Annotated in this window: 21 protein-coding genes; 16 read left to right on the top strand and 5 right to left on the bottom strand. The window is 59.5% G+C overall.

Features of this window, described 5'->3' with window-relative positions; genetic code table 11:
* Positions 1-18: 18 nt before the first annotated feature.
* From ACE10X_RS36830 to ACE10X_RS36780, 11 genes are all read left to right on the top strand, one after another.
* On the top strand, positions 19-879 hold the full coding sequence (locus ACE10X_RS36830) for a branched-chain amino acid ABC transporter permease (protein ID WP_038382302.1): 861 nt from the start codon (positions 19-21) through the stop codon (positions 877-879).
* Positions 876-1,814, top strand: coding sequence for a branched-chain amino acid ABC transporter permease (locus tag ACE10X_RS36825; RefSeq protein ID WP_038382303.1), 939 nt, complete (start codon positions 876-878; stop codon positions 1,812-1,814). The genes ACE10X_RS36830 and ACE10X_RS36825 overlap by 4 nt, the downstream gene beginning before the upstream one ends.
* Positions 1,804-2,574, top strand: a complete 771-nt coding sequence (locus ACE10X_RS36820) for an ABC transporter ATP-binding protein (protein WP_038382304.1) — start codon at positions 1,804-1,806, stop codon at positions 2,572-2,574. The genes ACE10X_RS36825 and ACE10X_RS36820 overlap by 11 nt, the downstream gene beginning before the upstream one ends.
* Complete coding sequence (locus tag ACE10X_RS36815) at positions 2,567-3,271, top strand: ABC transporter ATP-binding protein (RefSeq protein ID WP_375763606.1); 705 nt, start codon at positions 2,567-2,569, stop codon at positions 3,269-3,271. Before ACE10X_RS36820 ends, ACE10X_RS36815 begins: the two co-directional genes overlap by 8 nt.
* Before the next feature lie 26 nt (positions 3,272-3,297).
* Positions 3,298-4,056, top strand: coding sequence for an enoyl-CoA hydratase/isomerase family protein (locus tag ACE10X_RS36810; protein WP_375763605.1), 759 nt, complete (start codon positions 3,298-3,300; stop codon positions 4,054-4,056).
* A 35-nt stretch (positions 4,057-4,091) separates the two neighbouring features.
* On the top strand, positions 4,092-5,234 hold the full coding sequence (locus ACE10X_RS36805; protein WP_375763604.1) for an acyl-CoA dehydrogenase family protein: 1,143 nt from the start codon (positions 4,092-4,094) through the stop codon (positions 5,232-5,234).
* 525 nt (positions 5,235-5,759) lie between these two features.
* Positions 5,760-6,824, top strand: a complete 1,065-nt coding sequence (locus tag ACE10X_RS36800; protein WP_038382308.1) for a transporter substrate-binding domain-containing protein — start codon at positions 5,760-5,762, stop codon at positions 6,822-6,824.
* A 772-nt stretch (positions 6,825-7,596) separates the two neighbouring features.
* On the top strand, positions 7,597-8,535 hold the full coding sequence (locus ACE10X_RS36795) for a class I SAM-dependent methyltransferase (protein ID WP_375763603.1): 939 nt from the start codon (positions 7,597-7,599) through the stop codon (positions 8,533-8,535).
* Between the two features lie 124 nt (positions 8,536-8,659).
* Complete coding sequence (locus ACE10X_RS36790; protein WP_375763602.1) at positions 8,660-9,487, top strand: ATP-binding cassette domain-containing protein; 828 nt, start codon at positions 8,660-8,662, stop codon at positions 9,485-9,487.
* Between the two features lie 100 nt (positions 9,488-9,587).
* On the top strand, positions 9,588-11,072 hold the full coding sequence (locus tag ACE10X_RS36785) for an ABC transporter permease/substrate-binding protein (RefSeq protein ID WP_375764642.1): 1,485 nt from the start codon (positions 9,588-9,590) through the stop codon (positions 11,070-11,072).
* Between the two features lie 188 nt (positions 11,073-11,260).
* The gene (locus tag ACE10X_RS36780) at positions 11,261-11,575 is read left to right on the top strand and encodes a hypothetical protein (RefSeq protein WP_375763601.1); all 315 of its coding nucleotides are present in this window, start codon (positions 11,261-11,263) and stop codon (positions 11,573-11,575) included.
* A gap of 405 nt (positions 11,576-11,980) precedes the next feature.
* On the opposite strand, the gene ACE10X_RS36775 is transcribed toward ACE10X_RS36780, so the two are convergent.
* Positions 11,981-12,238 (bottom strand): hypothetical protein, encoded by a 258-nt coding sequence (locus tag ACE10X_RS36775; protein WP_038382311.1) that lies wholly within the window; start codon positions 12,236-12,238, stop codon positions 11,981-11,983.
* Positions 12,239-12,695: 457 nt separating this feature from the next.
* Here ACE10X_RS36775 and ACE10X_RS36770 point away from each other — a divergent pair, with 457 nt between their 5' ends.
* Complete coding sequence (locus ACE10X_RS36770; protein WP_375763600.1) at positions 12,696-12,911, top strand: hypothetical protein; 216 nt, start codon at positions 12,696-12,698, stop codon at positions 12,909-12,911.
* A gap of 308 nt (positions 12,912-13,219) precedes the next feature.
* Here the strand turns inward: ACE10X_RS36770 and ACE10X_RS36765 are convergent, their stop codons facing one another.
* Positions 13,220-13,888 carry an outer membrane protein gene (locus ACE10X_RS36765; protein WP_212055559.1) on the bottom strand — a complete coding sequence of 223 codons (669 nt, stop codon included), beginning with the start codon at positions 13,886-13,888 and terminating at the stop codon, positions 13,220-13,222.
* A gap of 956 nt (positions 13,889-14,844) precedes the next feature.
* Between ACE10X_RS36765 and ACE10X_RS36760 the strand changes: the two genes are divergently transcribed.
* Positions 14,845-15,063, top strand: coding sequence for a hypothetical protein (locus tag ACE10X_RS36760; protein WP_375763599.1), 219 nt, complete (start codon positions 14,845-14,847; stop codon positions 15,061-15,063).
* Positions 15,060-15,338, top strand: a complete 279-nt coding sequence (locus ACE10X_RS36755; RefSeq protein ID WP_375763598.1) for a hypothetical protein — start codon at positions 15,060-15,062, stop codon at positions 15,336-15,338. Before ACE10X_RS36760 ends, ACE10X_RS36755 begins: the two co-directional genes overlap by 4 nt.
* A 13-nt stretch (positions 15,339-15,351) precedes the next feature.
* Here ACE10X_RS36755 and asnB read toward each other — a convergent pair whose 3' ends face one another.
* A complete protein-coding gene (gene asnB, locus ACE10X_RS36750) occupies positions 15,352-17,292 on the bottom strand; it encodes an asparagine synthase (glutamine-hydrolyzing) (protein WP_375763597.1) in 1,941 nt (646 codons plus the stop codon).
* 348 nt (positions 17,293-17,640) lie between these two features.
* Here asnB and ACE10X_RS36745 point away from each other — a divergent pair, with 348 nt between their 5' ends.
* The gene (locus tag ACE10X_RS36745) at positions 17,641-18,858 is read left to right on the top strand and encodes a glycosyltransferase family 4 protein (protein WP_244435670.1); all 1,218 of its coding nucleotides are present in this window, start codon (positions 17,641-17,643) and stop codon (positions 18,856-18,858) included.
* Here the strand turns inward: ACE10X_RS36745 and ACE10X_RS36740 are convergent.
* Both ACE10X_RS36740 and ACE10X_RS36735 read right to left on the bottom strand, forming a co-directional pair.
* Positions 18,794-20,071, bottom strand: a complete 1,278-nt coding sequence (locus ACE10X_RS36740) for an acyltransferase family protein (RefSeq protein ID WP_375763596.1) — start codon at positions 20,069-20,071, stop codon at positions 18,794-18,796. The two genes, ACE10X_RS36745 and ACE10X_RS36740, sit on opposite strands and share 65 nt — an antisense overlap.
* Entirely contained in the window at positions 20,068-21,267 is a 1,200-nt protein-coding gene (locus tag ACE10X_RS36735; protein ID WP_375764641.1) for a polysaccharide biosynthesis/export family protein, read from the bottom strand. Before ACE10X_RS36735 ends, ACE10X_RS36740 begins: the two co-directional genes overlap by 4 nt.
* A gap of 545 nt (positions 21,268-21,812) precedes the next feature.
* Here ACE10X_RS36735 and ACE10X_RS36730 point away from each other — a divergent pair.
* Positions 21,813-23,189, top strand: coding sequence for an O-antigen ligase (locus tag ACE10X_RS36730; RefSeq protein WP_244435672.1), 1,377 nt, complete (start codon positions 21,813-21,815; stop codon positions 23,187-23,189).
* The last annotated feature ends 49 nt before the right edge of the window (positions 23,190-23,238 follow it).

Genomic DNA, 23,238 nt, shown 5'->3' with positions numbered 1-23,238 from the left:
CCCGCGGACCTTCGATCAATGACGCAGCTAGTCATCGGACAATTGCTGAATGGCGTAATCGTGGGTACGCTCTACGGCATCATAGCGCTGGGCGTAACGCTCACATTCGGCCTGACCGGCGTGGTGAATTTCGCGCTCGGCGCGTTCATGATGCTTGGCGCCTACGCGACCTGGTATCTCTACGACGTCGTGGGTTTCCCGTACCCCGTGGCCGTCATTGGCGCCGTCGTGGTCGTGAGCACCTTCGGCTACGTTTCGGATCTTGCCCTGTTTCGCTTCACTCGCGGCAACCTGGTCAACGGTCTGTTGGTGTCGATCGGTATGATTTCGGTCTTCGAGGCCTTGGTCCTCGCGGCCTTCACGACCACGCCCAAAGATCTGACTTACGTGCTTCCTGGCGCTCTCAAGGTAGCCGGCATCGTTCTGCCGAAGATCAAGGTCGCAGTCGCCGCGGTATTCCTGGCTGTGATCCTCGGCACATATCTCGCCTTGACGCGGACGTGGTTGGGGCGCGCGGCATTCGCCTACGCACAGAATCCCGAAGCCGCAGCTCTTATGGGCATCCGCACGGGAAGGCTCCAGACGATCGTCGTGGTCTATTCGACGGCGTTGGCGGGTCTCGGTGGGGGTTTGTACGCGAGCATGTATTCGATCGAACCAACGATCGGATCGGCTTACGTTCTCAAGGCGGTCGAGGCCGCCATTCTCGCCGGCGTCGGCAGCGTGCTCGGCGCATTGGGCGGCGGTATCATTCTCGGCATCAGCGAGAACATCGGATCGGTGTTTTTTTCGTCGGCCTTCAGGGACGCTTACGGTCTCGTATTCCTCATCTTGATCCTTCTCGTCCGTCCGGGCGGCCTGTTTGGAGATCGGTCGTGAAGTACGCAATTTCAGTCGGGCTGCTGCTCGCCCTTGCCGTTCCGGCCTTCGTTCACAGCGACTCGGTGCTCGCCATTGCGATCTACGGCTTCATGGCGGCGTCGCTGGCGGTCAGTTTCAATTTGATCTTCGGATTCACCGGCCAGCTCTCCATGTTTCACGCCGCGTCCTTCGGCGTTTCCGCCTACGTGGTCACCATCCTGGTGACTGCGTTCGGCTGGAACTTCTGGCTGGCGATCGCCCCCGCCCTGGCCATTGTCGTGATCCTGTCTCTTATCGTCGGAACGATCTGCTTCCGCTTCAAACTCAAAGAGTTCTATTTTGCCGTCGTCACCCTGGCATTTTCCGAAGTGCTGCGTTTGATCACATTGAACTGGAACAGCGTCACGAACGGCTCTCTCGGCATTACGATCGTCGATACGCCGAAGATCTGGACGCCATCTGGCACGTTTGCGATTGCGGGCGGGGTCGCTTGGTACTACCTGACGCTGGCTCTGCTGGTGGTCGTATACGGTGTGTGCAGCCGTGTCCTGAAGTCCTGGATCGGACGTTGTCTTGCCGCCATCCGGCTGAACGACCAGTTGGGCGAAACGCTCGGCATCGACGTCTTCAAGTACAAGTTGCTCGGTTTCGCAATCGGCAGCGGCCTTGCCGGGCTGGTTGGCGCCTTCTACGGCTTCTACGCAGGGTTCGTCGAGCCGCATTTCCTCTCGATCTCGCTCGGACTCGACATCATCGCGATGGTCCTGCTGGGAGGCGTCAATTCCCTGATCGGCCCCGTTGTCGGCGCCCTCGTGCTCACGGCCTTGCCGCATATGATCGAGCTCAGCGCCGAGCTTCGCATCGCTCTGTACGGCTCCATCCTCATCTTCGTGATCCTGGTGATGCCGAAGGGTATCGTCGGCCTACTTACGAGCAGAAAACATGCTGCTTGACGTAAAAAGCCTCACTAAGCGCTTTGGCGGCCTCACCGCCGTGTCCAACGTAGCGTTCGGCATCGAGCGCGGGGAAATCATCGGGATATTTGGACCGAACGGCTCCGGAAAGACCACGACTCTGAGTCTGATCGCCGGGATCCTGAAGCCAACCAGCGGCGTGATTCTCTGGAAAGGGAACGATATCAGCGCCCTGTCGCCGTTCGAGGTCGCTCAGCAAGGATTGGTCAAGACCTTTCAGAATCCGCAGCTCTTTCCTGAGCTGACGGTCGTCGAACACATGCGGATCGCATGTCACCTGCACATCAAGCGCGAGCTGGGAATCGGTCGCTTGCGGACGCTGATCGGAGGCATGCCCGACGGTTTGGATCGTCTGCTGGAGCAGAAGATCGACCAAGTCCTCGCGCTTTGCCGGCTCTCCAGCCAGAGGAACGAACAAGCCGCTGCGCTGTCGTATGGTGGCGAGAAGATGCTCGGCGTTGCAATGGGTATGCTTTGCGAACCGGAGCTTCTGCTCCTAGATGAACCGGCCTCCGGCCTAGGTCATGACGAGATCGCGAATCTCGACGCGGTGCTCAGGGACCTGAAATCTCACGGCGTCACGCTGTGCATTATCGACCACAAGGTCGGCTTTCTGGGCCGGCTTGCGGACCGTTCGATCGCGCTTCACCACGGCGCGGTCATTGCCTCCGGAAAGACCTCCGACGTTCTCGCCGACGAATCCGTTGTCGCGGCCTACCTGGGCAAAAAGCATGCTTGATGTATCGAACCTCAGCGTCAGTTACGGCAAGCAGAAGGTTATCAGGGAGGTGTCCTTCAAGCTGGAGAAGGGCGAAGTGGTCACTTTGATCGGTCCTAATGCCGCCGGCAAATCGACGACGCTGCGAACACTGGCGGGGTTGAAGACGTCAGATCGCGGCACGATCCATCTCGCTGGAAAAGACATCACGGAATCCTCCACCGTGGACCGTGTGAGGGCCGGCCTCGTTCTCGTGCCGGAGGGGCGCCAGATATTCACCAAGCTCTCGGTCCAGGAAAACCTGATTATCGGCGCCTATCACCGAGCCGATCGCGATCACGCAGGCGCCGACCTGGAGCGAATATTCTCGATGTTTCCGCGGCTCCGCGAGCGACGGGATCAGAAAGCGGGCTCGATGTCGGGCGGAGAGCAGCAGATGCTTGCGATCGGACGAGGGCTGATGTCTCGACCCACGCTGATGCTGCTGGATGAGCCGACCCTCGGTCTTGCACCGATCATTATCGAGGAACTGGGGCGGATCGTGCGAAATCTCGCGCACGAAGGACTGACGATCCTCCTCGCCGAGCAAAACGCCATGATGGCCCTGGGCTGTGCTGACCGCGCCTACGTGCTGCAATCCGGTCGGATCGTGACCTCGGGACATGCGAAGGAATTGTCCGAAACGACGGAAGTCAAGCAGATGTATCTGAGCGCATAACCCAATCCAGTACCAGGTGGAGCCGAATGAGTAACGAAGAGACGACGGTAAGCGTCGAGAAACGTAACGGCGTCGCGATCATCACGTTACAGCGGTCGGCCCGGCGGAATTCGATGGACCGATCTCTTGTCGACGGAGTTAAAGCCGCTTTGTTGGAGCTCGATCGCAACGACGACGTGGGCGTAATCGTTCTAGCGGGTACCGCTCCGGGGTTCTGCGCCGGAAGCGATTTGAAATTCATCAGCCGACTCGAGCTCGAAGCAATGGGACGGTTCGAGCAAGAGTGCGGCGATCTCGGCCGGTTGATAGGATATTTGGCAAAGCCCGTCGTCGCGGCTGTCGAGAAGTTCGCAATTGGAGGAGGACTGACGCTGGCGACCTCTTGCGATGTGGTCGTCGCGGGGCGCTCGTCGCTCTTTAGTCTTCCGGAGGTGCCCCACGGTTGGCTAACCCCATGGGGAATCAGGTCCTTGGTCGCCCGTGTCGGGCTCGTCAAGGCGCGCCTTCTCTGCTTTTGTCTCGAAGCGCTCAACTCCGAAGATGCGCGCGCCATCGGCATCGTCGACTACTGCTGCGATGACGGCGAAGCGCTGACGAGAGCGATTGCGATTGCGGAACAGCTCGCGCAACTACCACGTCCCGCTGTTCGCGCGACGAAGCGCTTCTTCTCGAACTATCTCATGGAAGACGCTGAAACGATGGATTTCGAAGCAAATCGTCTATTTCTCGAGAACTGCCGGGAGACGTCCGCGCAAGCGACCTTCGAGAAATTCAGACAACGCTAACCTACATCCGGCTCACCGACATGAGGAGCGGTCCAATGCTCTTGGATCTCAATGAAGACGAAGCTTTGGTAAGAGGCAGTCTCGAGCAATTTACCGCAGGCGCACTGCGACCCAGGATCAAGCCCTTCGCCGACAGGCATGAGTTTCCAACCGAACTCGTGAAGGAATTTCTTGCGCTTGGCTTCATGGGCACGGCGTATGATCCGGCTTTTGGCGGTGGAGGGCTCGGTACACGCGGAGCCGCCATTGTGGCCGAGACGCTCGCTCGCGCAGAGCCCGGCTTTGCCGCCATCTTCCTGTGCAATAGCGCTCCCATGACGGTTATCGCTCGCTACGGATCGGATGACTTAAAGAGCAAATGGCTTGAGCCGCTGTGTCGCGGTGACTTTATCGCCTCATTCGGCGTCACGGAGCCGAGTGGTGGGTCGGATGTCGCGAGCGTAAAAATGCGTGCCCTGGAGGACGGTAATTCTTTCGTCTTGAGTGGCTCCAAGGTGTTTTCTACCAATGCCGGCACTCCGCTCCACGGCATTACGACGTTCGTGGCTGTTACGGACCCTGAATTGGGAGCGAAGGGGCTGTCCACATTCGTGGTGCCCGTCGGCACACCTGGCTTCCGGGTCGGAAAAGCGAGCCGCAAAATTGGCTGGCGTGTCGCTGACTCCGTAGAACTCTTTCTCGACGACTGTCGAGTTCCCAAAGCGAATATGGTTGGAAATCGCGGCGACGGCTTGAGGCAAATCCTGACGACGCTGAGTATCGGACGGATCCTCGTCGCGGCAACGGGTCTTGGACTGGCGCGCAAGGCGATCGATCTTGCGAAGGTGTACGGCTCCGGTCGTCAGGTTGGGGGCACGCCGATCTTCCAGCACCAAGGGCTGACCTTTCCGCTCGCGGATGCACTGACGAAGATCCACGCAGCCGAGCTGATGATCCGGAACGCCGCGTGTCTGGCTGACGCCGATCGGCCATTTCGGTTGGAAACGTCGATGGCCAAGCTCTTCGCAACGGAAATGGCGGGCGAAGTTGCAGATATCGCTCTGCAGGTGCACGGCGGATACGGCGCATTCGAGGAATTCGACGTGTCGAGCCTCCCAGGCGAGGCCAGAGTGCTGCGTATCCTCGAGGGTACCAGCGAGATCCAGCGGCTGGTCATTGCGCGTGAACTCACCGCATAGCGGATATCTTTCTCAGTGCTTCAATCCGGAGCGGCAAGGCACCGTCGCCACAATGGAGTCTGGCACAGGTCAAAATGCAGGCCTCAAGCATCCGTGCGCTGATGCATGTTTTGGTGAGTCAGCTTGGCCACGAGTGCCGGCAGCTCCTCATAAGGCATGGACGGATGTGGCCTGCGCACCTTGCCTTTCCTTTTCGTCTTCGGGAGCAGGTGTTCAAGGCGACGCTGCCAGGGCACCCGGTTCTCTCCGTTGCAGTGTCCGGCCGTCGTGGCGGCCGAGAACGCCTTCGCCATTGTTTTGACGGACAGGTGTGTGACGAAATGCCAAAGGGAGTAGCGGTGCTCTGGTCGGCAATCCCGCTATGCGTCAAGGTGAGCAATGAGTTCATTCGAGGCTTTCCCGGCAGCTCTGCACGACCGCTATCTGAGGGGGGAGGTGTCGTGTGAGATGTCTGCCCACAGCGCCAGGTGGGGAGATCCAATCTCGCAGCGCAAGTGGACGATTCGACCGGTCTGGTCATGCATCTTGGCGCTGGCGGTGCTCGCGTTCGGCTGCGGCGCTCTTCACGCCCAAGCCACCGCGCCCCCTGACAAGGAATTGGTCGTGGCGACCAAGGAGGCCCCACCATTTGCGATCAAGCAGCCGGATGGGAGCTGGAGCGGTATCAGCATCGCGCTCTGGAAAAGGATCGCCGATCAGGCACATCTGCGTTTTCGCCTGGTCGAAACCCAGAGCGTGCCGGATTTGCTGGACGGCGTCGCAAACGGCAGATTCGACGTTGGCGTCGCGGCGGTTACAGTGACTGCCGAGCGTGCGCGCAAAGTCGATTTTACACAGCCGTTTTACAACACCGGGCTCGGCGTTGCGGTACCGGTCAACGAAAACCCCTGGGTCGCGATCGGACGGGCGCTTCTCTCTTTCGGATTCTTCCAGGCCGTCGCGGTGCTGCTTGGTTTCGCAATGGCGGTCGGATTCCTGATCTGGATGCTGGAACGGCGCAAAACGGAGCACTTCGGTGGCGGCGCCAAGGGACTCGGCTCCAGCTTCTGGTGGTCGACCATCGCCATGACGCAAGCCGGGGCCGCTCAGAATGCTCCGACAACGCTCCCCGGAAGGATCGTCGCAATGGGATGGATGATCGCTTCCGTGATCGCGATTGCGGTGTTCACCGCCGGTATCACCTCCACCCTGACGCGCAGAGGGCTCGAGGGCGCCGTTCACGGCTTCAACGACCTGCGTTCCGTGCGCGTCGGCGCGGTCGCGAACTCCGCGACGACCGACTACCTCGCTCGTCAGCGGCTTTCGTTTCGAACGTTTCCGGACATCCAGGGCGGCCTCTCCGCGCTGGGGCGTGGGACAATCGATGCCTTTGTTCATGACAAGCCGTTGCTGACCTGGATGGTTCGCAGCGACTTCTCGGCCTCGGCTCGCGTCGTCGATACCAGCTTCAGCAGCGAGAGCTATGCGATCGTACTGCCCAAAGACAGCGCCTTGCGGCCGATGCTCGATCTCGCCGTGCTTGATCAAATCGAAGGTGATTGGTGGCAGCAGACGGTGTTCGAGACCCTTGGTAACGCTCAATCTCGCTGATGATGCCGTGCAAGAAGCACAGTCCGTTCAGGGCTGTCAGGGTCTCATCGGGGGAGCGGAACCGATAAAGTTCCGCACATCGGCCTCCGAAGCGATGCAAACCGTCAGTAGCCCTGTGCGCATGCGCGAGTTGCTGTTCCAGCAAATCAGCTTCAAGCTAGCTCATCCTCGGCGTGGCGGCTTGGCGCATTTTCTCACATGGCCCCCAAACCACGTGCGTGAGTTGCCGTTGCCGAGGAACTGCTCCAGCGCGCCTTGTCCGTAGGCCAGGTTCGATCCATCGGCCAACTACGCGGGCCAACATTCCTATCTGAGCGGCCTTCCTATTGGCGCGGTCTCAACCTGTTGTCGGCAACTGTGCTGGTGCGAGTGCATTCCATGCTTCTGCGAAATGTTCTTCGGTGCTGCGGCTGGCGCCACCGGGCGCGCAATGTGAGCGTGCCGCGTCCGCGCCTGACCTGCATTGTCGACTATCGAGGCCGGTTGCCCGCACGCTTTCATTCGTGCAGCATTAGAGTTGATTCTCTTCTCTGCCAGAGCAACTGGCATTTTCGACATCATCCTGACCGCACATCAAGCCGCCCCAACAGGCGATGGTCTCGAAAAGGAGGCCGCGTTACACGCGCGTGCACATCAGTGCTCAGCGCAGTTCCACGAAGCGAGGTTGAAAAAGCGCAATGGGTTTGTGCGCCGGTCAATCTCTGCAATAAGGCATCAAGCACTTGAACGCAGCAGCCGTCGAGTGGCTTGTAAATTGAAATAGGAGACCGGGTTGCAAACACATTTTTCGCGCATCAATCAGTCCAAGGCCGTCTTCGATGATATTTATGCCCTGGATGATCCCAGGGCATATTTCTCTGTCCTGGGAGATTTGGATTACATGATCCCGGACGTGGCTGAGCCGGTTGTGCGCCAAATTATGGCAGCGAAGGTTTCGGAAACCGGCGTCAAGCCGACCGTGCTTGATGTTGGCTGTTCATACGGAATCAACGCAGCGGTGCATCGGTTTCCACTGACTTTCGGGGGCTTGCGCCATCGCTACGCTCGACGCGAGATGAGGGCAATCGGTTCTGAGACATTGGTGCGTCTCGATCGCAATTTTTATGCGGCTTGGCCGGATGTCGGTCTGGCGCGATTTATCGGTCTCGATGTATCGGCGCCGGCGATAAGGTATGCAACGGGTGTCGGTCTGCTTGAGCAGGGCATTGTCGCTGATCTTGAAACGGAGGCGCTGTCGGCGGACAGCGCGGATCTTATCCGATCCGCGGATGTCATCATGTCGACGGGGTGCATCGGCTACGTCACCGAGAAGACGTTCAGCAAGATTCTCGATGCGACAGAGAAGCGTCCATGGATCATTTCGTTCGTGCTGCGAATGTTCCCGTTCGATTCGCTAGCCGCGACGTTCGAGAAGCGTGGCCTCGTGACAGAACGTCTTACCGGCGCGACTTTTATCCAGCGTCGTTTTCGCGATGCCGAAGAGTTTGAAAGTTGCTTGGCCAGCCTAGTGGCTCTTGGCGTCGATGCTACCGGTCTTGAGTCGGAAGGGCTGTTTCACGCCGATCTGATGTTGTCACGCCCTGAGGCGGATGCGCGCGCCGCTCCCCTGAAAGACATTGTCACTGTTGCCAGCGGCAGGGGGCGTCCGATCGGACCCCGTTACGTTCATATTGAGGGCGACGACGGCTTGCAGGTCGCGTTGGAGCCGTGACGGGCTCGCTTTCCCAAGATGGGCGTGAGGGTGACCCGGGGACCTGTGCACCCAAGTGGATCATGCGCTGACTCCTGCATGGTTACTTTCCGCCAGTTCAGCAGTCTACAGGGAGGCCTTGCTCATGACAGCTTCGCCGATTTCGAATCCGTCTGCTTCCGTGCCGTACATCAAGATCGATGCTGTATCAAAATCCTACGATGGAGGGCGGAATGTTGCTGTTTCCAACGTATCGCTCGACGTGCAGCAGGGTTCACTGGTTGCGCTCGTGGGCGGCTCGGGATCTGGCAAGACCACGCTGCTGAAGACCATCAATCGACTCGTCGATCCTGACGTTGGAGAAGTCAGGATCGACGGAGTGCCTGTTAGCGAAGCCGAGCCGCCGATGCTGCGGCGGAGCATCGGCTATGTCTTTCAGGGTATCGGTTTGTTTCCGCACATGCGCGTTGCCGACAACATTGCCGTAACACTCAGGTTGCGTGGTTGGCAGGCGAAGGCGATCGAAGCGCGGGTGGCCGAGATGCTGGATATGGTGGACTTGCCGCAGGATTACGCCAGCCGCTTTCCGCACATGCTGTCCGGAGGTCAGCGCCAACGGATTGGCGTCGCGCGTGCGATCGCCGCCCGACCGCGCATTGTTCTGATGGACGAGCCGTTGGGCGCGCTCGATCCTGTCACCCGCGACAGCCTGGGTTCTTCCTACCGCGAGCTGCACGACCGGTTCGGCATGACGACACTGATGGTTACCCATGACATCCAGGAGGCCGCGCTGATGGCTGATCGAATCGTCGTCATGAAGAACGGCCGCATACTCGCCGACGATACGCCGCACGCCTTGATGATGGGCTCTGGGTCTGACGATCCGGACGTTACCGCCTTAATGGAAGTGCCGCGACGTCAAGCGGAACGTATCGCCGCCCTTGCGACCAGGAACGGACCTGTCCGTGCCTGATGCCGGCGCGGAGCTGCTTTCCAGTGCCCGATTAGACGCTTTGTTCGACGCCTGGCGCCTGCTTCCCACTTATCTCACGCCACATATTGTACTTTGCGCCATGGCGCTGGCGCTTGGACTGCTCGTCAGCCTGCCGCTGGCTGCCCTCGCAGCGGATCGACCATGGCTACGCAGGCTGGTGCTTGCCATCGCGAGCTTGATCCAGACCATACCGGGACTTGCGTTGCTCGCACTGTTCTATCCGTTGCTCCTTGCGCTCTCGACATTGACGGCACGGCTGTTCGGCTTCGGCATCCCCGCGCTGGGATTCTTGCCGACGCTGATTGCATTGACGCTCTATGCCATGCTTCCGATCTTGCGCAACAGTGTGGTTGGCTTGAATGGCATCAGTCCTGCTGTCGTCGAAGCGGCAGAGGGCGTTGGTATGACGCCCCAGCAGATTCTGACACGCGTCAAGGCGCCGCTCGCCACGCCTGTCATCATGGCCGGGGTGCGGACTGCAGCTGTATGGACGATTGGGGCAGCCACGCTTTCCACGCCCGTCGGCCAAACCAGCCTTGGCAATTACATTTTTACGGGATTGCAAACTGAGAATTGGATTTCCGTGCTGTTCGGCTGCATCGCCGCCGCCGGGCTTGCCCTGATCACCGACTTCTGTCTCGGTCTCGTCGAGACAGGAGCGTCCGAACGCAGCAGGAAGCGTGTGGTGTTCGGTATCGCCGGGCTTGCTCTCGGCACGCTCGCCGGTCTCGCGCCGCTGCTCTCGAACGAAGCAGCAACCTATGTCATCGGCGCGAAGAGTTTCTCCGAACAGTTCATTCTGGCGGAGCTGATGGGTGACCGACTGAAGGCCGAGGGAGTCGGCGTAACGCGTAAGGATGGGCTCGGTTCGGCTATCGCCTTCCGCGCGCTGGCTCACAATGACATTGATGCTTACGTCGATTACTCCGGCACGCTCTGGCGCAATGTCATCGGCCGCACCGACATGCCACCACGCGAGGAGATGCAGGCGGAGATCGTCCGCTGGATGAAAGCAGAGCAGGGCGTCACGGTGCTTGGCGCGCTTGGTTTTGAAAATGCCTACGTTCTCGCGATGAAACGAGAAAGAGCGCAGGCACTAAACGTCGCGTCGCTTGCCGATCTTGCTCGTGTTTCACCTCAACTCACCATCGGCGATGACCTTGAGTTCCTGGGACGACCGGAATGGCGCTCGCTTAAGGATGCCTATGGTCTGTCGTTCGGAACGCGGCGCTCGTTCAATCCAACGATGATGTATCATGCTCTCGAATCCGGCGAGACCGATGTCATCTCCGCGTTCTCCAGCGACGGGCGTATCGCGGCGCTTGATCTTCTCGTGCTGGCCGACCCGAAGCATGCGATCCCTTCCTATGATGCGTTGATCCTCGTCGCGCCAAAGCGCGCCGCCGATGCGCGGCTGAAGCGAGCACTCGTTCCGCTTGTCGGCTCGGTTCCCGTTGAGGCGATGCGCGCCGCTAACCTCATGGTCGACGGCGATACCGACAAGGCGTCTCCGGCAGAGGCGGCGCGAGCCTTGGCAAAGGCCGTGCATTTGCAGTCGCGATAAATATAAGAACACGATCAAGGGCGTTTTCGTTCGAAGTTCGACTTTCGCCGATGAGTCGTGCTCAAGGTCCCGAACGAAATTGCGCGTCTTGCAATGAACGATCAGTTCGGCAGTGCGATCGGACTCCGTTGGTAACGTTCTGGCGGCGACGCGAGGCCCCGGTCCAGCTGGGGGCATTTGGATTCATAATGGCGCCACGAATCGTTGTCACGAACGTACAACCGTATTTGGGGATGACAATGCGGGCAAAAAGGGTGGAGAGGGCGGTCGGTTCCAACCAATCGCTACTGGAGCTGCTCCAGGCAGAACTTGCAGCCCTCAATTCGCAAATCGAAGCGATAGAAAAGACACGGGCAGAAACGCAATCGATCGATGAGTTAAGAGAGTGTGCGATCCGCGCTTGTCGACGGATTGACGAAATTCGTTCCGTCGTTGCCGCCGAACAGTCGGACGACGCAGCCAACAGCGCAACTCCTGAATCTCCATCTACGGTTGCTCGTTGAAGCATATTCGAGACGCTGTAGGTTCGCCGACCGCGTGGTCGCTCCTGGAATGGCTCTGCGGTGACTGCGTCTAAACAGCCGCGCGAGTCGCAATCAGCCAACTTCCGGGTGTAGCGCGATCAGCAAGATTGCCACCGCGACCACTGCGAGCCAGCATTCAGCGGCGATGATGGCCCATTCGGTGCCAGTTCGATTTTTCATTGGCGCCACCATTTTTCGACGGCTCCGACGTGAGTCTGAGGGGTTTCGACGTCGGAGCCGTCTTCGCCAGTGTTTCGGACTATCCGAGTTTGATGCGGTGTGGGGCCCGGCTGATCCGAGCGATGATCAGATCACACTCGGCTCAAGACGGAAGTGCACTTTGTGCCAACACAGCCGGTTCCGTTGCAATGGTTGTATCATAATTCATGCACGCCCAATGTCGTCCTGTCGTGCGGCACCCAACTGTGTTGCCGCGAGCGCATTCCAAGCCAAGCCGAAACTCAATCCGATGGACGACATTTGATCCGCGTTGAGCGCAAGCCTGATTTCCCAGCCGCGTCCATGCTGGCGTGAAATCAAAACCTCGGACGACCCAAATCCGCGCACGTCGCGTTTCCACTCGCGCAGCATTAGAATCAATTCCTTCTCTTCCGCGCTCACTTCTATTCTCGACATCGCCATCACCGCGCATCAAGCCACCCCAACCGGCAAAGCTATTGAGCACCGCAACGCCGCGTCAACACGCGCACGTGCATATCCGACAATGACACTTCATGGCTGTCGCCAATCTCGCAAGCTCCGCTGACACAAGCGACGACCCCGACGTGCTGTCTGAGGGCCGCGCCGGAGCCGTCTTTGCCAGTATTTCGGATTGGCCGAGCCGATGCGCGTGCTTGGTCGATCCGATGCACGTATGAGATCACAATCGCCTCGTGATGGGATGTGCAGTCCGTGCCAACAGCACCGGTTCCATCGTCACGATTGCATCATAATCAATCAACAACCAAAACACTCACGCGTGTTGCTGTTCCGTCGAATGCGTCTCACTTTGCATTCTCCTCGGCGGTGGTGGGCGACTCATGATCCAGCACTGGACTCGCAAAGTGTGTCGGCTAGCACTCGCCGGGGAACGGAGGCCATGATGAACCGCTGCGACCGCAAGCGCTCCGACATGACGCCGTGCGTGATTACCGACGGCGCGGATGCCTATAGCTTCGAGAGCGATCACGACACCCACCCGATCTGCGTTGGCTGCGGTTGCAGCCCGCAAGTGACCGGCGTGGCCCCACCCGCCGATTGGGCTGAGCAGGTTGCCGACTATCTGAAGGCCGTACAGATGCGGCGTCGGCGCTGAAGCCCCGCAGCGCGGGGCGCTCAAGCGGCAAATCCAACCGGCCCGCCCAATTCACCAGCCGAACCAAACCGCTCGCAGCGGGCCTCCTGTTCGCATTCCATCAGCCCGATGAGCGTGAGCTGCCATCGTCCCTTGGAGGTCCGTTCCATGGCGCATTGATCGTCGTGCGTCATACCGTCACAGATCAGTCTGTCACGCGCCGACCGCGCAGGAGGCTTCCAATCCGGAAGGAACCACCGCTCCAACGAAAAAGCTCCGGGCCTTTGTTTGGCCCGGAGCTTTCATGTCGCTTGGAGTCAAGCGAGCGATCAGTACCTAGCGACGGCCGGGCCGCCCAGGTTGAACCTGTAGTTCAGGCCAGCCTTGATGGTGTGCTGGTCGTTGCGGAAGCTGCCGATGAAGCCGAGAGAATCGCGCACGTTGACGGTGCCGAAGTCATAGTACTGGTATTCGAGCTTGCCCGACCAGTTCTGGGTAAACATGTATTCGAGACCGGCACCGACGGTGTAGCCGTCACGGCCGCCGTCGCCGCCGAAGCCGTTTGAGAAGCGCGTGTCAGCCCAGGCATAGCCGCCCTTGACGTAAAGCAGCGCCGGACCCCAGGTGTAGCCGAGGCGGCCGGTTACCGAACCGAGGCCGCGATTGGCGAAGCTCGAACTGGTATCCAGAAAACTATAGTTGGCTTCAAGACCCATCACCCAGCTCGGCGCGAACTGGTAATCATAGCCAGCCTGCACGCCGCCCATGAACACACCGTCGTTGCCACCGCCGAAGCCGGGGGCGAGGACGTTGTCGCTGCCACCGAACGCACCACCGACGTGACCACCGATATAGAATCCGGTCCAGTTGTAGATCGGAGTCGGAGCAACATAGGGCGGAGCCTTGGTGTAGGGCTGAGGCGCGAGATCAGCCGCGGAAGCGGGCGCGACCGCGCCGAGCGCGATCATGCTTGCGGTGACGAGCAGAATTTTCTTCATGTTTTGCATTCCAACTTTCTTGTACTGGCCCTGCCCCAAGTTCATCGCCTATCAGACACGTGCGGAATTGCTGTAACCTGGCTGCAACAGGCGGTGCCAAACGCGGGCCGCTAACGGCGGGTGCGAGGACGATTGGCGTTAGGCGAGTTTGGAACTTTCGTAACACAGGTGACGCGTTACCGATCACATCCCGGCGCAGCGCGAGGGCGGATAGATCGTTGTCTTCGCATGGAACTCGGGCGAGCTCTCTAGAACGACTGAGAACCAAGCGCCGGCACTGCTTGTCGAGCCAAAAGGGAGAGTCACGACTGCCGCTGACGCACGACGGGAGGTCTGCCGTCAATATCTCTGACGGATTGACCCAGCAGTAATGCAGGGCAGCATCCCGATGATGAGAGTCGTGAACCAGCCTGTGTCAATGACCGGAGAGGATGTAGCGGCAGACATCGGCCGATGAGGCACGAGATGAGGCCGAGGGCGGCGATGACGCCTCCAACAATTGGGGCAAACGCCACGTCAAAAACACCACCTGAATTGTGCATGACGATCGCCGTGATGGCGCCGGTGGCGATGCAAATGGCCGCAACAAAGCACCCGATCAGATAAAGGGCATTCCCAAGTCTCACTGTCTTCGCGGGCCGTTGTTCCAACTGCTTCGCCTTTGCCTTCAATCCGGTTTCGACCAGGCGGCGGATTACACGTGGGCGGGTATGCAAATCGTCCTGCCTGGTAGTCCAGGAAAAGCCGGCCGGCGCCAGGGCCGATCGAACTTACTTCTTCGCTTTCAGCCGGATCCCGATCAGCGGTAGATTCATTTCGTGGATGGCCCGGGTTTTTACGGACTGAGCGTTAACGCTACCGCACGAGCACAAAGGCGAGGGTCTTGTCAGGAAGCGACTTGGCCAGTTTATTTGAGAGATTGCAGTACGTTATTCCTATTGTAGAGCGCATTTCCGATGAAAGCCATCGAGCAGATCGTTGCCGGCTACGTTGCGTTGAAGGATCGCCAAGTCCTGGAAAAGCTGAGGCACCATCGTCAGCAATTGCTGGATGATGTTCAGGTGCACAGCATACCAGGGTTCAAGCCGTCGATCGTGAGCGATATCCTCCGCGAGGAGATCGAGGTCATCGAAGCCGCGCTGGCGCGCGTAGATGAGGATCGACCATCGTCATGAGCAAAAACTTCGACGAGATCGAGACACTGAAACCAATGGCCTGCGGTGCCATCACCGATCCCAGTCGGAGGATGATATATGAAGCTATCCGCGGCGCGCTAAAGGCCGACGATGAATTCGAGGCAAGCGGCAAAGATCCAAAATTCCGAGTCCGGTCGACGGCCGAATGGAAGCGGCATGCCAACGATCTTGAGGCGGAGATGCTGAAGCGAGGGCTCGAGTTCGACGTAATCGATTGGACGAATGGTCAGAGTGAGCGGCGAGCAAGCCGGTGAGGGCACTCGCTATTCATGCGTAAACGCCGTTGCGATGGCACCAACGGACAAACGCATAGATGGACCAGACCCGCGACCAGTACATGCCTGGCGCTCCGTCGAGAAAGGCTCGCCAAAGTCGCTCGACCGCGGTGGGATCTAGGCCCGTAGGTGCGATCGCCTGCGGATCGCGCATCGTCCGATCCATGGCGTCCTTCAATCCGCGGCGAATCCACCGGTCAAAGGGCATGACGAAGCCGGTCTTTGGGCGCTCGAAGAGCGCAGGATCGAGCCCGCGCAATCCGATCCGCCGAAGCATATCTTTGCGGCCCAACGGTTGATATCGCGCCGGGTCCGGCAGGGCGTCGACGCTTTCAAACAATACGTGGTCGACCAGCGGAACGCGCTGCTCGAGCGAACTGGCCATGCTTGCTGCATCATTGTCGCGCAGGAGGCGTTCACCCAAAAAGAGACGTTGTTCCATCACGCTAATGGCGGAAACAGCGGTACGGCCTGCCGTTTCGGCCATCAGCCGCCGGCGCATCGCGTCGGGAAGGCCGTCCACAATCGCGCCCGCGAAATCCGGTGCAAGCAATTCATCCTGAAATCCAGGCAGGAAGAGCGCGTAGGCCATCTGGTATAACGCCAGCAAATCCTCGCTACGATCGACCATATCCGGAAGCTTCGCCCAGCGCGTCTGAGGCGGCACGGGATGCGAGGATCGTCGCAGGGGCCATGTCAACAAAGATGCAGCCGTGGCCTGCCATTTTCTGGGAAATGCGCGGCCCCGATGACACCACTGCTGCAAGATCGGAAGATCGCGATAGGTCGGATACCCGCCGAACAGCTCGTCGCCGCCGGTTCCCGACAGCGCGACGGTAAAGCCTGCTTCGCGAATAGCCCGGGAGATGAAATAAGCGTTCAGTCCATCGAACGTTGGCTGGTCGAGACTATCGAGGGCGTCGTCCAGACTGTCGACGAACCGTTGCTCGGACAACATCACCTCATGATGCTGAGTGCCGATTGCCGCAGCGGTCTGCCTCGCGAACGGCGCTTCGTTGAACTGCTGGTCCTCGAACGCGAGCGTGAAAGTATGAACCGGAGCGTCAGCGGCCCGTTGCGCGAGATTCGCCATCGCGGAGGAATCGATGCCGCCTGACAGGAAAACCGCGAGCGGCACATCGCTGGCGAGGTGAAGCTTCATCCCTTCTTCGAGGATCGAGGCAAGCGTCGCTTCGTCCATTGTCGGTTCTGGCGACTCTCCGGGGATGCGCCAGAAATCGTGCTCGCCTATTCTACGGCCTGTCCCGTCAAACTCGGCGTAGTGACCTGGCGCAAGAAGTTCAACGCCCTGAACGGCGGTGCAAGGGCCGACAACAAAGCCGTTCCATACGCTGCTCGCAACCGCTTGCGGATCAAGACGCGGCGTTCCGAGCAAGCCTGAGGCCAGCAATGCACGCAGTTCGGATGCAAATATCAGCGACCAGGTCGTGTTCGGATTGCTGGACTGTGCGATATAGAGCGGCTTGATGCCGAGCTGGTCGCGCGCAAGCATAAGTCGTCGCTGCTGCGGATCCCAGCTTGCAAATGCGAACATGCCGCGCAGCCACCCGACTGCCTCCAGGCCATGCAGGCCGAGTGCCCGCAACATGACGGCGGTGTCGCCGCTGGACCGAAAAGTTTGCCCTTCGCTCTCGAGGCGTTTGCGCAGGGCGACATAGTTGTAGATTTCGCCGTTGAACGAAATCACATGCCCGGTTGTATCGTCCACCATCGGTTGAGCGCCGGCGGACGACAGATCAAGGATCGAGAGGCGGCGGTGATCAAGCATGACACCCCAGCCGCGGGCATCCGGCGTTGAAGTCCACGAGCCGTGGCCGTCCGGCCCGCGATGGATCATGGCTTTGCTCATCCGAGCGAGCGCGGCCCGGTTGTTTTCGTCAAGCCGGCCGATGATACCCGAGATACCGCACATTCAATCGTCGCCTTTGCGGCTTGAGCTGGAGCTGGCCCGCACGAGGTAACGTTGCGGAGAACCTACCAAGACTGCTTCGGCAATGCTTCTACGTCGAAAATCCAAGCGGATAAATGGACACGCCGCCTTTCTATCATTGTTTCGTTAAGAGGAACGAGGCAACTATTAACGCAAAGTCCCGGCTTAAGCATTGAGTAAGCCGAGCTGTGTGAATGTGGGCCCCAGCGAGCATCTCAGCACCTGTCGATGTCGGCAGGCAGGTTTGGATCGATGCACTCAGACCGCCTAAATATTCTCTTTGTGTCACAGATGCCTGCGAGCCCGCCGCGCATAGGCGCGCAGGCGCGCATGCACGGTTTGATGACGGAGCTGGCTCGGCGCCATGACCTGACGACAGTCATGCTCGTGGATGACGAGCACGACATCGAGGAATGCCGAACTGCCATGCAGGCTTACTGCCGCAAGGTGGTGCTCGTGCGTAACCCGTTTGGTCGCGATGGGATGCCGAAGCGCCTGCTTCAACTGCGCTCTCTGGTATCGCCACTCAGCTTCGAGCGTTTGCGAATCACGGCAGACGTAGTGCGGCAGACGCTGGACGACTTGCTTGGGTCGACGCGCTTCGACGTGGTTAATCTCGAGTTCACGTTCCTTGGTCACTACGCGCTGCGCAAGGCGCCGGCAGGAGAGAAGCTTCCGGTATTGGTCGTGGATTCTCACAACATCGACTACGACCTTGCCCGCCAGTACGCCCAAAGCGGCGACAGCCTGTTCCGTCGCCTCTATTCCGAAGTCAACTGGCGAAAGCTTCGGAGGGAGGAGCTCGGGACCTATCGTGACGCAGATGGTGTCTATCTGTGCAGCGCTGCCGACGAACGACGGCTGCTTGAAGAAGTGCCGGAAGCCAGGACCGCCGTCATCCCCAATGCCGCGGATATCGAGTTCTATCGCCCGCGTGCCGACGATCCGAAGCCCGACGGACGCACCGTCGTATTCTTTGGCCTCCTGTCGTATGCACCGAATGTCGACGGTGTCATCCACTTCGTCAACGATATATGGCCGCGGATCGCGGCCAGCCATCCGGATGCGCGTTGCAAGATCATCGGCGGGTCGCCGCCACCTGCCTTGTTGGCGCTGGCAGGGCCCCAAATCGAGTTCACCGGCTTCGTGCCGGATCTGAGACCGCATCTTGCCGAGGCGGCGGTCGTCGTCGTCCCTCTGCGATTGGGAGGCGGGACGCGGCTCAAGATTGTCGAGGCTATGGCGATGGGCAAGGCAATCGTCTCGACAACCCTGGGCGCGGAGGGGATCGAGGCCGTGCCGGACCGCGACATCATGATCGCGGACGATGTCGAGAGCTTTGCCGCCCGCGTCAGCGGCTTGCTGGGTGATGCCGATCGCGCTGCGGATCTCGGACGTTCAGCAAGGCATTTGGTCGAAAGCAAGTATGCCTGGAGTTCAGCAGCTCGCGCTCTCGAAAGCTTCTACCGTACCAGACTCGCCATCAGCTGCGGTACGGATGGGAAGGCGCCAATGCGTCGCCAGCAGCAACGGGGCGTCGAGCGTTGAAGAATCGCTTCAGTTCCAGGAAACGCTTTTCGACGAATTCATAGCTCAGATAAGCGATTAGCAGCGAGACGAGCGCGCCCGCTGTCGCCTGTATTGCCACGGCTGCGCTGTGAGAGCCAAGCCATTCGCCGAGTGCCAGCTCGGTTCGATGAGTCACGAGATAGTACGATATAAAGTGATGGTAGACGTACAGGCCGTAGCTATAGGTCCCGAGAAACATCAGTGGTCGGCTGCAGAAAAGGCGCGATCCCAAGGAATGCTTTGGGACAACGAGCACCCAGATGAGGAGACAAGCCAGCAGCACGGTGATGATGGAAGACCGAACCGGAAGGACGAAAGCGTTACCTTGGTCGGTCACCAGGCGCGTCCAGATGAAAGTCAGGGAAAGCAAGGCGAATGCAGTGGTCGCAACGTATGGAAGAGCGCCCACAAGTCGCAGAAGTCCGCCCGGTTGTCGGGCGACCACGGCGAGAAAGGCGCCGAGGGCCAGACCGTCCAGGCGAAACGGTGTCAACACATAGGTTGTCCACCAGCTAAGTCCCGCCAGGGAGCCGCCCAGGCGAGCGAGCATCGCAGCGACCGATAGGCCAACGCTGACCCCAATCAACTTTCTCGGTTGCTTCGCGACCAGATATACGACGAGCGGCCAGAAGAAATAGAAATGCTCCTCGATGCAAAGCGACCAGAGATGCTCCAGATACGAAAATGACCAGTCACCGTTCCATGCGATGTAGACGTTAACTCCGTACAGCCAAGCCCAGGCCTGACGATCTACCAGATAGTCGAGGGTCGGACCACGCAGCGGGCTCAAAAGCGGAGCGACGAAGAAGACAAGTGCGAGCACGCCATAGTAGAGCGGAAAAATGCGCAGCACGCGCCGTACATAGAAATTGCGAAAGAAATTCGGCTCCTCCCGTGAGTCATAGAGGATGCCGGTGATGAGAAAGCCGGACAGGACGAAGAACAACTCGACGCCGTAGGAGCCGTAGTTGGTGATTCCGACGACGATTTTCTCGACAGCGTTGGTCGGCAACGTATTGCCGACGAAGTGCAGTAGCATCACCATCACGATGGCAAGTCCCCGCACGCCGTCGAGCGCAGGAATGTGTCCCTGAAGGCGAGGCCACCGATCGCGGGCAGTTGCCTCGGCGGATTCGGTTGCCGGCAGCATACTTGCCGCGGGAGCCGATTCCGCCAGGCCAATTGTTGTCATCGGGACGACGTAACGATGGTTGTCGCGCCGGAGATGCTGCCGTTGGCGAGTCCCTTTAACGTGTAGGCATCGATCCCGGCGACGATTGGATCGCTCACGGTGCCGATGATCAACCGAAGGTAAGTCATGAACTTTGTCGCTTCGACAGATGTTGCATTGGACGCGAAGATGACATCCTTATTCCGCATCTCGAATTCTGTCGCGATGAAGTAGCCGGCGGGATCTCTCAAATCGAGAATATAGATAACGGGGACAAGGGGCCCGCTATAGCGAGTGCAGTCGACGCCGAGCTGCTTGGCGACCTCGCGTGGTTCTCCTCGGTAGATAAACACGGACCCAGGGTCGGCGTGATCATCCTTAAGGCCGCCCGCCTTCGCCATGGCCTCGGCCAGTGTCAGGCGCCAGGCTCCAAACGAGAACTGCCCCTGTTGCCCGGAAGCGCCCATCGCGAGGAAGGTTTGCGGCTGCGTGAATACGTACACCGTATCTTGGGGGCGAACGAAGATGTTGTTTGCCGGTTGGCTGAGCAGCGATCCGAACGGTGCGGTACCCTGCCGTCCGTCGCGTTCGAGGGTCACCCAGGTATCGAAGCCGGGATTCTTGGGGCCGCCCGCGCGCGTGATGATGTCGAGCAGCCGCTCGCCGCTGGCGCTTGCAGGCAAGCGTGCAGGCGTTCCGACCTCGCCCAATACGCTGATCGAGGTTGCCTTCTGATCCACCAGCGCAACCACTGCCTGTGGTTCGATCGCACGGTCCTGCAGGGACTTCACGATCGCATTTTGGACTTCCTCCGGCGTCCGGCCCGCAGCGCGGATCGAGCCCCCATACGGAACCGTGATGTTGCCTTTGTAATTCACGGCCTGATTGGGTAACGTGACATAATTGCCCTGGCGCGTACCGGCTTCGGTTGGAGTAAACAGGCCTCCGGCCATCGATTCAAACAGCGTCACGCTGACCGTGTCGCCGATGCCAAAGCGAATCTCGGGCGGGCCGCGGCGATCCGTGAAAACGCGGTCGATCCGCCTAGAGTTGCGCACCAGGACCCTCTCGGTGTCAGCCGTCAGGCGCACCAGGGCATAGTGCACGCTTTCAGGGTCGGACTGTCCGGCGCGGACATAGGAGCTTGCCGGTCCCGAGGTCGGCATGGTCGAGCAGCCAGCGAGCGCGATTGTCGCTGTGATGGCCAGGGCGCCCAACAGGCGGCCATTGAGACGCGAGGAATTGCCAGCCGAATGCGCCGGCGCCACTTCACGAGTGGTCAGGCGCGGCGTTCGTTGACTACTCTTGCCCGCACTTCTCGGCACGACATTGGACCCTGGTTAACGAAGATTAACGAACGCAGTCTTGGTAAACGCCGGTCTCGTCTTCGCGCTTGCTTGCACGCCGCTTGCGGTCGTCGCCGTTCGGCATCGACCGCGGTACTGCCGGACACAGGCTCGGAAGAAATTTGCGCGAGTAAACATGTACTTACGCGGCATCCACAATTTCCCGGAATAATAAGCGACCAAGCGAAACAGCCCGCCCTGTGCGCCACGCTAGGGGACAAGCGTTAACGAAGCGTTCACTATAAAAATTCAGGAAAGATTGACTTATCGTTGGTGTTCGGAGCTGTGCCTGGGTACGTGTTGGCGCCAGTGCCATTGAGAAGCTGATCGTATCGCTGCGCGGCCCCGCGGTCGGGCAAGGCAGGCGATTAACGATCAGCGTGCTGCCTTGGCGACTGGAGTTGACGGGCCCGAGCATGCACGAAGCCGTATTGCGTTCTCAGCGACCAGGCTTGGCGGCTCCGTCCGGCCGGGTAATCGACAGATACGCGATCATTCCGCTGCTGGCCTGTGTCTACGCCACGATTGCCTTTCCCCTGATCCTCGTGACCTGTAGTCCGACGGACTCGGCTTGTCTTTTGGAAGCTCGTCCAGAGAGCAAAATCTTTTGGCCGATCCTGTCCGCAGTCGCGCTCGTCGTTGTGCTGCGCAATCGGTCGCGACTTCGCTTTCCGCCGATCCTGATCATACTGTTTGCCTACCTTGCGCTGGCCGGGGCGAGCGTTGCCTGGGCATTCAAGCCGGAGACTTCGCTGATCAGATTTATGCAGCAGGCCATGATCATTGCCTCGATCGCGCTCCCGGCGATCGTTGCAACTCGATCGACCGACCTGCTGCGCGGCTTGTTCTGGTGCTTCTTTATCGCTGCCGTGCTGAACATGCTGTTCGTCATGGGTAGGCCGCCGATCGATGTGAAGTTCGCCACATGGGGCTACCCGGGCTATTTTTCGGGCAAGAACTATCTAGGTGAATGCGCTGCCGTTGCATTCCTGCTTGCGCTCCATGAACTGCTTCATCCCGGACGACGACGGATTCTCGGCATTGTTACCGCGCTGATGTCTGTTGCGCTGCTGCTGCTGAGCAATTCAAAGACGGCGCTTGCCCTTGCGGTGCTTGTCCCTGTGTTCGCCTGGATCCTGCTCAAGCTTTCCAAGGCTACGCGCGTTCCGGTGTGGGTGATCGTCGTATCGATACCGATTTGCTGGATGGTTTTTTCGTTCGTCACCGGCTTCAGCATGAATCGCGTGTCGTACATGCTGTACGGCGATTCGACCTTCACGGGCCGTACCATCATTTGGGATTTTGCAAATATGCAAATCGCAAAGAAGCCGCTGCTGGGCTGGGGTTATCAATCGTTCTGGCTGGTTGGGCCCGACGCGCCGAGCATCGTGGAAGCGCCGGGCTGGGTCAAGGAGATGCCCAACGCCCACAATGGGTATGAAGACACATTGCTTGAACTAGGCTATGCGGGATTTTTCCTGCTTGTCGCGTTCATCCTTGCGACGATACACGGCATTGGTCGCTTGGCGCGGTTTGATCTTTCGCGGGCATGGATCCTGCTGTCGATCGTTCTCTACGTTGCCATTACGAACGGTCTCGAGAGCACATGGATGCGCGGCTTCGAAATGTTGTGGGTCGTGTTCGTTATAGCCGCGGTTGAAGCCGCCAGATATTGGGGGCAGGCGCGTCCCGCGGCAAATTCGGCGATAGCCAGGCGTCCAGCAATGCGGCGCATCCACGGACCGCGGTTCAGGCCGCCGTCCACTCCCGTCAATGTCGTGAGGTCACGCTAGCAGGCGCGAAGCCAGTCGGTTCGGCGCCGCAAGTCAGAGGATGCATGTT

It is taken from the genome of Bradyrhizobium sp. Pha-3, from assembly GCF_042258325.1.
In the GTDB taxonomy this organism is placed as follows: domain Bacteria; phylum Pseudomonadota; class Alphaproteobacteria; order Rhizobiales; family Xanthobacteraceae; genus Bradyrhizobium; species Bradyrhizobium elkanii.
This window is presented reverse-complemented; position numbering and strand designations above follow the sequence as displayed.

Bases quoted from the DNA above. Each gene is read 5' to 3' on its own strand.
- ACE10X_RS36830 (WP_038382302.1), top strand. From the start codon at position 19: ATGACGCAGCTAGTCATCGGACAATTGCTGAATGGCGTAATCGTGGGT.
- ACE10X_RS36820 (WP_038382304.1), top strand. From the start codon at position 1,804: ATGCTGCTTGACGTAAAAAGCCTCACTAAGCGCTTTGGCGGCCTCACC.
- ACE10X_RS36815 (WP_375763606.1), top strand. From the start codon at position 2,567: ATGCTTGATGTATCGAACCTCAGCGTCAGTTACGGCAAGCAGAAGGTT.
- ACE10X_RS36810 (WP_375763605.1), top strand. From the start codon at position 3,298: ATGAGTAACGAAGAGACGACGGTAAGCGTCGAGAAACGTAACGGCGTC.
- ACE10X_RS36805 (WP_375763604.1), top strand. From the start codon at position 4,092: ATGCTCTTGGATCTCAATGAAGACGAAGCTTTGGTAAGAGGCAGTCTC.
- ACE10X_RS36790 (WP_375763602.1), top strand. From the start codon at position 8,660: ATGACAGCTTCGCCGATTTCGAATCCGTCTGCTTCCGTGCCGTACATC.
- ACE10X_RS36785 (WP_375764642.1), top strand. From the start codon at position 9,588: ATGGCGCTGGCGCTTGGACTGCTCGTCAGCCTGCCGCTGGCTGCCCTC.
- ACE10X_RS36780 (WP_375763601.1), top strand. From the start codon at position 11,261: ATGGCGCCACGAATCGTTGTCACGAACGTACAACCGTATTTGGGGATG.
- ACE10X_RS36775 (WP_038382311.1), bottom strand. From the start codon at position 12,238: ATGGCGATGTCGAGAATAGAAGTGAGCGCGGAAGAGAAGGAATTGATT.
- ACE10X_RS36770 (WP_375763600.1), top strand. From the start codon at position 12,696: ATGATGAACCGCTGCGACCGCAAGCGCTCCGACATGACGCCGTGCGTG.
- ACE10X_RS36765 (WP_212055559.1), bottom strand. From the start codon at position 13,888: ATGAAGAAAATTCTGCTCGTCACCGCAAGCATGATCGCGCTCGGCGCG.
- ACE10X_RS36760 (WP_375763599.1), top strand. From the start codon at position 14,845: ATGAAAGCCATCGAGCAGATCGTTGCCGGCTACGTTGCGTTGAAGGAT.
- ACE10X_RS36755 (WP_375763598.1), top strand. From the start codon at position 15,060: ATGAGCAAAAACTTCGACGAGATCGAGACACTGAAACCAATGGCCTGC.
- asnB (WP_375763597.1), bottom strand. From the start codon at position 17,292: ATGTGCGGTATCTCGGGTATCATCGGCCGGCTTGACGAAAACAACCGG.
- ACE10X_RS36745 (WP_244435670.1), top strand. From the start codon at position 17,641: ATGCACGGTTTGATGACGGAGCTGGCTCGGCGCCATGACCTGACGACA.
- ACE10X_RS36740 (WP_375763596.1), bottom strand. From the start codon at position 20,071: ATGACAACAATTGGCCTGGCGGAATCGGCTCCCGCGGCAAGTATGCTG.
- ACE10X_RS36730 (WP_244435672.1), top strand. From the start codon at position 21,813: ATGCACGAAGCCGTATTGCGTTCTCAGCGACCAGGCTTGGCGGCTCCG.